The sequence below is a fragment of the uncultured Wocania sp. genome (genome assembly GCF_964021735.1).
Lineage (GTDB): Bacteria > Bacteroidota > Bacteroidia > Flavobacteriales > Flavobacteriaceae > Wocania_A.
Genome location: NZ_CAXIBN010000101.1, coordinates 1 through 11,741 on the forward strand (window position 1 = coordinate 1; position 11,741 = coordinate 11,741).

Sequence of the window (11,741 nt, forward strand, 5' to 3'; positions counted from 1 at the left end):
AGGTGATCGGCCGCTGCCCTTACTACTTTACCGGGAAACTCGGGTTCCAATGGTAAATGTGTACGGGCAAACTCCAAATCGGCTTTAACAAACTGCCATGTATCTTCTCTGGTAGCTCTTACAAAATCTACCTTAGGCTCTGTTACGGAACCATCAATAATTGGCACACCTCCATACAAATTGGCTAAATTTCTATATGCAAAAGCTCTAAAGAAGCGCCCCTCTGCTATAATGGCATCGCGCTCTGCATCACTGTTCCAAATAACATCTTCTTTTTGTGCTGCATCAATTACCGTATTGGCATCTCTAATAATTATATATTGCCAATTAAACCATCTACTGGAATACCCTTCAAAAGCATTAAGTTTAGTCCAGTCGTTATATACCCTGTCATCTCCCCTGGGCCAAAAAAACACGTCTGTTCCCAATCCTTTTATCCATGCATCGCTATCTCCATCTCCAGAGTTATAAAACTCTCGTATTTGTCTATAAACATTCCCTAATAATGTTTCAAATTGCGCCTTATTTCTAAACGCATTTTCTGTATTGAGCCCATCACGGCGCTCTTCTTTCAAAAAGTCTTCATCGGAACACGATAGTGTTAATATAAATCCGAAAAGCAGTATCCAGATTTTGTTATATTTTAAGTTTTTCATTTATCAAATTTTATAATTTAATATTATTCTTTATTTTTTATCAAGAAAAACAATAGTTAATCTTATTTATTTCAATTCTTTAAAAGCTTACATTAAGTCCAGCTGTAAAGGTTTTAAGAACAGGACTAGAGCCTCCAACTTGACCTGCATTTTCAGGGTCTAAACCAACCCAATCCGTCTTTGTAAATAAATTTTTTCCTGTAGCGAAAATCTTAAGGTCCTTAACGCCTAAATAATCCTTTAACTTAGAATTAAATTTATATGACAATGTTATATTCTGTAATCTTGCAAATGCCCTATCTTGCCAAAAACCATAACCAAATGGGTTTCCATAATTAGGTCTTGGCACTACATTACTTTGGCGATCTGGTCTCCAATATTCACGTCCTGCTATCCATCTGCCAACTGTAGGTACAATGGGAAGGAATGCTGTTCTATTGCCTGCCATATAGTAATTATCTTTTCCTCCACCTGCTATGATGTTAATATCGAAATATAGTTGAAAGCTTTTATAGGTAAGGGTGTTTGATATATTGGCTCTATAATTTGGTACGGTATAGCCAATTACAGATCTATCGGCGCCATTAATTTGTCCATCTGGTTGACCCGTTAGGTTTCCATCATCATCAAAACCATCTATATCCCTAATTTTTAAGTCTCCAGGTGACACGCCAAACGTATCGATATAATCTGTATCTTCAGTTTGTACGATACCATCTACGGTATAATCGTAAATCGCTCCTAACGATTTACCTATAAACCAACGGTTACCAATATCGTCATCTTCAACGCCATCTTCATCGGCATCCAATCCTGTTAGACTCACTAATTTGTTCCTGTTCAATGAAAATACTAAACCAGTTTCCCATTTAAAATTACTGTTCTGAATGTTAATTGTATTTAAAGAAACTTCAATCCCTTTATTATCAACCTGACCAATGTTTGTTATTACACTGCCAAAACCTGTAAAAACGGGGAGCTGAAGGTTTTGCAACTGATCTGTTGTTTCGCTTTTGTAAATGTCTATATCTCCTGACAATCTGTTATTGAACAATGAAAAGTTTACACCAAAATTGAACGATTTGGTGGTTTCCCATGTTAACGACTTATTGGCCAAACTTGAAGGAAATGAGGTATTGAACGTTTGCGACCCAAAAACAGTTGATCCGCCCCCTACATTTGCTAAAGTTGAATAGGGCGAAATAGCTTGGTTTCCATTTTCTCCATAGGACATCCTAAACTTTAAAAAGTCAATGGATGGTATATTATCCTTTATAAAAGATTCTTCACTTGCGACCCAAGCAATAGATGCTCCGGAAAAGTTTCCGAACTTAAACCCAGGAGCAAAGGCTGAATATCCATCTCTTCTATAACTACCGGTTAAGTGATAACGCCCTTTATAGGAATAATTTAGCCTTGCCAAATAGCCTACATTTGAGAAGTCGGTGTAGTTTGATTCTCCTCCTTTTTTCTCTGGGTTTGCCAATTCAAGTCCATAAAAGCCTAAAACCGTACTTCCTGCACTTTCAAAATCGGCGCCACTAAACTGAACCCTTTCCTGTCTTGTGTAGTCTCTTGTGTATCCTAAAACCGCATCGACCCTATGGTCTCCAAATGTTTTCTTATAAGTCAATAAATTGTTCATTACCCATCCCTGAGAGGTATTGGTTCGAAGAAAACCTCCTGTGTTACCTAAAAACCTCGTAGGATCATTCAATTGATCAGGTACATCAGGGTCAACGAATTTGAACTCATGTGCAAATCGACCTAAGCGGGATACGTTTCTACGCCCTGTGTAGTCGAAACGGAAGGTCAACCCTTCAATCTTTGGAATATCTACTTCTATATATCCAGTCCCTCTAATACCCCATTGTTTATCCATATCATCATCGTACATTCCAGAACCTCCCGAGTTAACATTACCCCAAAACGGATTGTAAAGAAAGTTTGCTGTAGGAAAACGATCCAAGACCTCTCCTTCACGACCATTTAGCCATTTATTACTATAAGGCGTATAATAAGTCGCTATATATATGTCCGGTGAAATACCGGTAAAATCCATAGAGTTGTAGTAAATGTTTGCACCCACTTTAAGCCAATCGTCAATTTTTGTTTCTAACTTAGCTGTAACACTGGGTTTCTTAAAACTATCGTTGGCCAATACCCCTTTTTGATCTAAAAAACTACCGGATAGGTAATAATTGGTTTTATCGTTACTACCTGATACACTCAACTGATAATTTTGAATTGGGGCATTCTGGGAAATCTCATCAAACCATTCTAACTGCTGGCCATTTTGATAAGCTTGATATTCTTTAGGCCCCAAAATATTTTGAATACTTAAATCCTCTTGTCCCGTAAGACTTAAATTATATGCCCTCCAGTCCAAAAACTCTTCGCCCATCATCATATCAGGTATGCGGCTCCATTCCTGTACTCCAACATAGTGATTTAAATTTATTGTTGGTTTACCTGTCTTTCCTCTTTTGGTGGTAATAAGGATTACCCCATTTGCTGCCCGCGACCCATAAATAGCTGCCGAACTTGCATCCTTTAAGATATCTATCGTAGCAATATCATCATTGGGAACCTCATTTAAGCCTCCATCGAAAATAACACCATCCAACACAATTAAGGGGCCGTTGCCTCCGCTAATGGAGTTTTGTCCCCGTATAAGCAAGCCCGGGGTTCCCCCTGCACTTGCTACCGCACCTATGCTTACACCAGGCACTGTACCCTGCAATGTTTGCAATACATTTGTTGTTGGTTGTAAGGCTATTGGCGAGTCTTCAATCTTGATACTGGCAACGGAACCCGTTATGTCTTTTCGAGTAGCGGTTCCGTAACCTATAACCACGACTTCATCCAATTTGGCCGCATCCTCTTGCATAATCACGTTAAGCGTTGTTTGGTCCGCTACCGTTTGTTCTAAAGTTTTCATACCTACATAAGAAAACACTAAAACACTTCCTTGGCTAACCGTAATTGTATAGTTCCCGTCAAAATCTGTAAGTGTACCATTTGCGGTACCTTTTTCCAAAATGTTTACCCCAGCAAGAGGCAGACCCGATTCATCAGCTACCGAACCAGACACATCTATAGAGACAGATTGTGCAAAGGTCCAATAACACGACAAAATCAAGAATAAAAAAGTAAAGGTTTTTTTCATAATTCCATAAATTTGATTGTTAGTTGTTTTTTAGTTGTCCAACTGGTTTTTAGTTGTCCAACACAATGTTAAGGTTTTCTTAACGCTAACATTAAAACAAATTCAGGATTATCTAGCACAGGTTTATAGCACTACAACAAATTCAGGATTTAATAGCATATTTTCAGATTTCACCCGATAATAGCTTATAATAATGTAATTTAGGCTTAAAAACATTGTATGTCACTCCATCCAATCCGTGTTTTATCAATATTGATTTTTACAATTAACGTATCGTTAATGAATGCCCAATTCATAAATTATGGCATTAAGGAGGGCTTATCATTTAAAAGCGTTGACCATTTAATAACTGATGATGAAGACCTTATTTATGCTGGTACAAATGAAAGCTTGGATGTTTTATATGGAAATAGTTTTAACCCCATCAAACCTCTTGAATCTAAAGAGGTTAGAAATCACATTACTTCTTTACTCTTTTTAAAAAAAGGATATATACTAATTGGTATTGCCCAAAAAGGCCTGTTCTTATACAATAAATATAACGAAACTTTAAACCGGCTGGACCTAAACCATGATATTCCCGAACCCTTATCCGCAACCGCACTTACTTTAGACAACAAGGGTGTTGTTTGGGTTGGTTGTAGTAATGGGAGCGTTTTTACCATAAAAATTGACCAAATAATTCCCAATCGAGACAATAGCACAAAAATAAAAGTCACAGAGGTGGCTAAAATGCCTTCCCAGATCAACGATATTTATGCATTCCATAACGAAATACTAATAGCTTCAAATACTCCCGAATTAATTCATATTAAAAACAGAAATGAAAAAATTATTCTACTTCCTCATATCTACTTGGAGAGTGCCACCAAAATATATAGGATAAAACATGTTGATAGCACCTTATTAATTGGAACCGACAATGGGCTTTTTAAAATAGACCGTTTTTTGGAATACCAATCGAACAACAGCCATATTAAACCGTGGTTATTGCCCCAAATTATTATTCGTTCCCTTACTGTTCACAATAGCATTATATGGGCTGGAACAGAAGGCAATGGTCTTTTTAAGCTTAGCCCGAACGGAAACATACTTAATAATTTTACGTATTCTGAAAATAAGCGTAGTAGCATAAATTCAAATTATATCTTGGAAACGTTTGTAGATAAGTCCAACCACTTGTGGATAGGTACTTGGTTGGGCGGATTGAACATGCTGGATCTTAATGAATCTAAATTCAGGTTTGTGTACGATAAAAAAAATGAGAACAACCTGTTTTCAAATGTATTATGGTCTTTGGAAAAAACTCGAAATGATGAAATTTACATAGGAACACATGGTAACGGTTTAGCAGTGTACAATAGGAAGGAAAAATCATTTGAATCAATCCTGAAAACAGCATCCATAAATTCTATCAGTACGATTTATTTTGATTCAGATTCAGGCATATTATTTATAGGAACCTGGGGAAATGGTATTTGGGTATATAATACCAACACTCATAAACTTGTATCCGATAGGTATGATTTTGAATTACTAAAAAGTGATAGGATTTATGATATTACAAAAGGCCCTAACGGCAAGCTATGGATAGGTAGTTACTACAATGGTTTAATGGTCCTTTTACCCAAAGAAAAAAAACTAAAACCAATACCCTTGTCAAAAAATTCTGTAGATAAAATTGATGTAAGATGTCTATATACAGATACTGTAAACAACAGATTATATATAGGCTCACTAAAAAAAGGTGTTTTCGAACTCACGTTTGATGTGAATGGAGAAATAACTAATCGAAAACACTTCGAACACTTTACCGACAATAATGAAAAAATAAGCCCCGAAAGCATGTATATGGGAGAAGACTCAAATCTCTGGTTACTGTGTCGTAATGGGCTTGGTACGATAACCAATGACGGAAAGGCCTATAGGTTGCCACAACTTCAGGAAAAAGTGGCAACTGCCTTGTGCAAAGACAAGCAAGGGAATTTTTGGGTAAGCACCTACGAAGGTATATTTAAAATCAACAAAGAAAGTTTAACAGTAGAACCAATTATAAAAGGGCATAGTTTTTATGATCTCATTTTTATTGAAAAAGAAAATTTGGTTTTAGCAGCATCAGATGATGGACTACTTATAGCAAATCCACAAATTAACCAAACACCAAAACCAACTCCTAGTATTTTTTTTAATAATTTAAAAGTATTGGATCAAGATATCCTGCCAAACAAGCCTGCATGGAAAACAACCATTTTAAACAAACGCCTCAATTATTCAGACACAATAATATTACCCTATTTTGCACAAACATTCTCCTTTAACCTAAGCCATATTTCCTATAATAAAAACCAGCAAAGCAAAATTAGATACAGGATAAAAGACTTTGATGCGTTTTGGAACGAAACCAACAATAAATCGGCCAACGTTTCCTACTCAAACCTGCCATCGGGCAACTACATATTTCAAGCCCAAACTACAACCGAAAACAAAGCATGGAATACAAAAATTAGGGAACTTGTTATCGTAAAACAAGAACCTTGGTGGTTTAACTTTTGGGCAAAACTGATATATTCCTTTTTTTTACTAAGTAGCGGTTATATTATTTTCAAGTTCATTAAAGAACGTATTAGGATTAAACAGGAACTTAAAATTGAAAAAATCAAGCATGAACAGGAAAACAACCTCTATAATCAAAAAATTTCGTTTTTCACAAATGTTTCCCATGATATTAGAACGCCCTTAACCTTAATTATTGGGCCTATTGAAGAAGTTGTGTCCAATCCAAAACTTGATCATGAGGTATATACAAAGTTACAACGTGTTTTAAAAAACTCCAGAATGCTTTTAAACCTAGTAAACCAAATTCTAGATTTTAGAAAGGTAGAAACCAAAAACTTAAATATTAACAAAAAACAAATAAATCTTAACCATTTTTTACAGAACACCTATTATCAATTTAATGAACTGGCCGATAATAAGTCTATTGATTTTGAACTAAACTTACAGGAGGATGAATTAACCTTGGTCGCCGACCCCGTAAAGTTAGAATCCGTTCTCTTCAACTTAATTTCCAACGCCATTAAGTTCACTCCCAAGTACGGACACATTCTTATAGAATCTTTTAAAGAAAAAGAAAAAATCATTATTGGCATTCAAGATTCCGGTATAGGCATCCATCCAGATGAGATCAACCACATTTTCACTAGATTTTACACCTCCAAACTCAATAATTTTTCATCGGGATCCGGAATAGGCATGGCTTTGGTAAAAAGTTATATCGAGGCACACAATGGCGGTATCCAGGTAACCAGCAACCTCGACTCTGGGACTAAATTCACAGTGTCCTTTCCCGTTTTGGATACTTCATCCTATAAAGAACATGTCAATCCTCCCATAATAGATTTACAAACAACTTCACCCACATTAATAAACAGCACATCAACACTGGAGAAAAAGAACTCCATCCTCATAATAGACGACAATCCTGAAATATTAAATTACCTCAAGGACATTTTAAAGAAGAACTACAATGTATTAACGGCAAATAACGGGGCATTAGGCTTGGATATAGCCATTAAGAAAATCCCAGATCTTATTATAAGTGATGTGATGATGGACATTATGGATGGCTTTGAACTATGTAGTCAATTAAAAAGCCATATTACAACTTCCCACATTCCCATCATTCTTTTAACGGCAAAAAACTCACCAGAATCAAGAATTGAAGGGTTTGAAAAAGGCGCAGATGCCTATATCGAAAAACCCTTTAACAGTAACCTACTATTGATTCGTATTGAAAAGATTATACTATCAAGGGAAAAACTCAAAAAGAAATTTTTAATTTCAGATAGTTTCTCAGGAGATGCCATGCCATCATCTATCGACAAGGAAATTTTAGACAATATCGTGGCACAAATTGAAAAGCATATCTCAGAGTCCGATTTCTCGGTACAAAGTCTAATCGATATTGTTAACATGAGCCAAGACCAGCTCTATAGAAAAATTAAGGCGCTCTCTGGACTTTCCATTAACCATTTTATAAGAAAAGTGAGGTTGAACAAAGCCGCAAAGCTTATTGCGGAGGGCAGGTACTCCATAAGTGAAGTAGTTTACAAAGTTGGATTTAACAATCCCTCTTATTTCACCAAATGCTTTAAGGCCGAATTTGGCATGTCTCCAAGTGATTACATCAACGAAAAGAAAAACATTAACCAAAATTAATTAAGAGTTTATGAAGCGGTTTTTAAAACTATATGTATTAGCAATACTGATTATTACACTATCTTCCTTTAAAACGGAAGAGGTGCACTATTTTGTTTCCACAACTGGAAACGATTTATACAACGGCACAAAAGCAGCCCCTTTTGCCACACTGGAACGCGCGTTAAAACAAATAAAAGATGACAGACAAAAAGGTAACTCTTCCATAGCCAAAGTTTATTTAAGGGCTGGTATCTACTATTTTCAAAATACAGTAAAAATCAATGAAACCCTTTCCAATATCCACATTCAGCCCTATCAGTCCGAACAGGTCATATTTTCGGGCGGTATAGCAATTCCGTCAAAATTCATTACAAAAAGTAATAAAAGTACTTTTAAAAATCACTACAATGTCAATTTAAAACATGTAGGTATTAAAAACTACGGTGCTTTACGCAATGTTGGGTTTGCCCGTCCTTACGGTTCTGCTTGGGGAGAACCCTTTGTTAACAAAAAGCCCCTACAGCTTTCCCGTTGGCCAAACCAAGGTATGGTTCCTATGGGAGAGGTACTGGATAAAGGCTCGGTACCAAGAAACGACGACTATTCAAATCGGGGTGGTGTAATTAAGTATAATGACGCTCGAATCGATAAATGGGCTAACGAAGCAGATGCATGGATGTCTGGTTATTTCATGTGGGGGTATGCCGATGATATGGTAAAAATAGCATCTGTAGATACAAAAACACAGACCCTTAAAACAGCATCTGCCACTTTGTATGGCTATGGCGACAGTAAACCGTGGCGACAATGGTATGGTGTTAACATACTGGCGGAACTAGATACTCCCGGAGAGTATTATGTTAACCGTAAAGAAGGGATACTCCAGTTTATTTTAGAAGAAGATGACATTGAATCTCTTGAGTTTTCAATACTCGAAGATCCCTTTTTTATCATTCAGAACACAACCCATATAGTCATAGAAGGCATTCAATTTGAATGCTCAAGAGGATTGGGCATTGCTATGGACAACACCAACAATGCAACCATTAAGGATTGTACTTTTAGAAACCTTGGCAGCATAGGCATTATGGTTGGCAAGGGCGTAGAACCGTTTGACAAGTACAGACACGAGGGTACTGGAAAAGTAAAATCCGGTATTGTTGGCAGTCTGCAACAGCACCTTTACGCCAATCCAACCCAGTACCGTGAAGGCGGTAAAAACAATAAAATCATCGGATGTGAGTTTTACGACCTAGGCGCTGGAGGTGTTATACTTGGCGGCGGCAACCTAAAAACACTAGAAAAAGGCAATAATAGTATTGAAAACTGTGTATTCCACGATTTAAACCGTATAGAAAAATCGTATCGCCCTGCTGTTCACTTAACCGGTGTGGGCAACACAGTAAGGCATTGTGAAATATACAATACTCCAAGTATGGCCATTTACCTTATGTTTGGAAACGATAATATAATAGAATACAATTACATCCATGATGTTTGCCTTGAAGTAGAAGACCAAGGTGCTATTTATTACGGGCGCAATCCTGCCGAACGTGGTAATATAGTGCGATACAACTATTTTGAAAACATCCCGGACCATTACAACACCTGTGCCGTTTATCACGATGACGGCGCCTGCGGCATGACCGTATTCGGCAATGTTTTTTATAAAGCAGGCAAATGGAACGCACTCATAGGTGGTGGATCCGACAATATCTACAGAAACAATATTTTTATTGGCAACAAGATTGGCATGCATGTGGACAACCGTCTGCAAAACTGGTCCAAAGCCCTTTTGGACAAAGACGGCTTATTTGAACAACGATTAAAAGCCGTTAACTTTAAAGTACCGCCCTACAGCAATAGGTACCCCGAAATTGTCACATACTTTGAAAACCCCGAACGTCCAAAGCGTAACCTGGTGGAAAACAATGTTTTTGTTGATGTTGAACAGCTATTGGATGGAAACAAAGAGTGGCTCGACTATAAAAACACTAATTGGCAGACAGACCATAATATTGACTTTGCAGATTGGGACATCCAAAATTTTAATCTAGCTTCTAATTCAGAGGTTTATAAAAAATTGCCCGATTTTAAAGAAATACCATTCCACAAAATAGGGCTTTATGAAACCAAAAACATAAAAAGCATAAGAAAGCGAAATGGGTTAAGGGTTAGTATAAATGAAAGCAATAGGCACGAGTGGCAAAAAATGCAAGAAAGGCAATTGGCTTACCAAGTAAAAGACCCCGTAATCAACACCATTGTAAAGGCCATTTCGGAAGACAGCAAAGCCACTGTTTTTCCCAATCCCAATACAGGAGCCCAATGGTTTGGCGAAGGCCATTTTGGGTTGTTTATGCACTGGGGGCCGCATAGCACACAAGGCTCACAACCATCTTGGTCCATGATAAAAAATTATCCTTATGGCTATGAAGAAAAGTATACCAATCCTAAAGACTACTTTGCCCTGGCCGAAAACTTCCATCCAACGCATTGGGATCCCGACAAGATTTGCAAGGCAGCAAAACAAGCCGGTATGACCTACGTGGTACTAACGGCCAAACACCATGATGGCTTTGCATTGTGGCCCTCTAAATACGGAAATTACAACATTGGCACCTATGTACCCGATACCGATTTATTAAAGCCCTATGTGGAGGCCTGTCGTAAATACGGCTTAAAAGTGGGCTTCTATTTTTCACAACGCGACTGGCATTTTCCAAACTATCCATTAACGGACCAGAATTTTAATTTTAGAACTCGGAATAAATTTCCCTTACTAGATCCTGAAATGGATTCGATAAGGTATAACAACTGGTGGGCATATACCATTGGTCAGTTAAAAGAATTATTGACGAATTATGGCTCCATAGACGTGTTATGGTTTGATGGTTTTTACTGGCCGGGAAAAGAAAAGGAAGCTTATACAGAAGGTCTATTCAATTGGATAAGAACCCAGCAACCTGGTATTGTTGTAAACGACAGATGGTATAAAGTGCGTAATCCCGATGCAGAAGAAGAAGAAACCGCTAAAGGCGATTTTGCTACAGTGGAATGGAAAGAGCCAGAGGAAGGCATAAATAAGTGGTGGGAATTTACTACCTCTTGGTGCGGTTCTTGGGGCTACTCCCCATTACGTTTCGGTGCAAAAGAAGCTCTTGACAAATTGGTTTTGGCCAGAAGTTTAGGAGGTAATTTTCTTATTAACATAGGTCCCTCCGGTGATGGCGTTCCTCCTGAAGGTTTTTACGAAAATATGGCACAATTGGCCGAATGGATAGTCCCAAATAAAGAGGGCTTATTTGGAAAAGAATTGCTGCCCGCCCCAAAAGAATGGGCCAATGTGCCACTTACCAAAGATAAGCATGCATTATATTTGCATGTGTTGCCAAATATGCTAAACGATGAGGTCTTATTGTTTTACAACGAAAGTATAGGGAGAGTAATAAATGTATCATCAGGCAGTAAGATTAAAAGAAAAAAAGAAAAAAAGGGTTATAGTATTTCCCGTAAAAAAAACAAACTCGATTTAGACACTTATAAAGTAATTAAAATTGAACTAAAGAAATAGGAATTCTATAAATTGGCTCCCTCAGGTGGTATATTTAAAAAGGCTAGTCTGTAACCAATAAGCCTAAAATCTCATTTTAGAGACTATGCGTCGGCAGAATCTTTCAGGATCAAGAACAATTGTTCTTGATCCTGTTCCATTT

The 11,741-nt window shown here is 37.3% G+C and carries 4 protein-coding genes; 2 read left to right on the forward strand and 2 right to left on the reverse strand.

The window, feature by feature from the left end; all coding sequences use genetic code 11:
- Together AADI82_RS09930 and AADI82_RS09935 are read right to left on the reverse strand one after the other, a co-directional pair.
- On the reverse strand, nucleotides 1–656 hold a 656-nt coding region (locus AADI82_RS09930), incomplete at its 3' end, for a RagB/SusD family nutrient uptake outer membrane protein (protein ID WP_341216290.1).
- Nucleotides 657–735: 79 nt separating this feature from the next.
- The gene (locus AADI82_RS09935; protein ID WP_341216291.1) at nucleotides 736–3,825 is read right to left on the reverse strand and encodes a TonB-dependent receptor; all 3,090 of its coding nucleotides are present in this window, start codon (nucleotides 3,823–3,825) and stop codon (nucleotides 736–738) included.
- 279 nt (nucleotides 3,826–4,104) lie between these two features.
- On the opposite strand from AADI82_RS09935, the gene AADI82_RS09940 reads away from it, so the two are divergent.
- Together AADI82_RS09940 and AADI82_RS09945 are read left to right on the forward strand one after the other, a co-directional pair.
- A complete protein-coding gene (locus tag AADI82_RS09940; protein WP_341216292.1) occupies nucleotides 4,105–8,043 on the forward strand; it encodes an ATP-binding protein in 3,939 nt (1,312 codons plus the stop codon).
- A 10-nt stretch (nucleotides 8,044–8,053) separates the two neighbouring features.
- The gene (locus AADI82_RS09945; RefSeq protein ID WP_341216293.1) at nucleotides 8,054–11,599 is read left to right on the forward strand and encodes an alpha-L-fucosidase; all 3,546 of its coding nucleotides are present in this window, start codon (nucleotides 8,054–8,056) and stop codon (nucleotides 11,597–11,599) included.
- Nucleotides 11,600–11,741 lie beyond the last annotated feature (142 nt).

What these genes read in the sequence shown, in the direction of transcription:
- AADI82_RS09945 (WP_341216293.1), top strand. Translation starts at nt 8,054, where the DNA reads ATGAAGCGGTTTTTAAAACTATATGTATTAGCAATACTGATTATTACA.
- AADI82_RS09935 (WP_341216291.1), bottom strand. Translation starts at nt 3,825, where the DNA reads ATGAAAAAAACCTTTACTTTTTTATTCTTGATTTTGTCGTGTTATTGG.
- AADI82_RS09940 (WP_341216292.1), top strand. Translation starts at nt 4,105, where the DNA reads ATGAATGCCCAATTCATAAATTATGGCATTAAGGAGGGCTTATCATTT.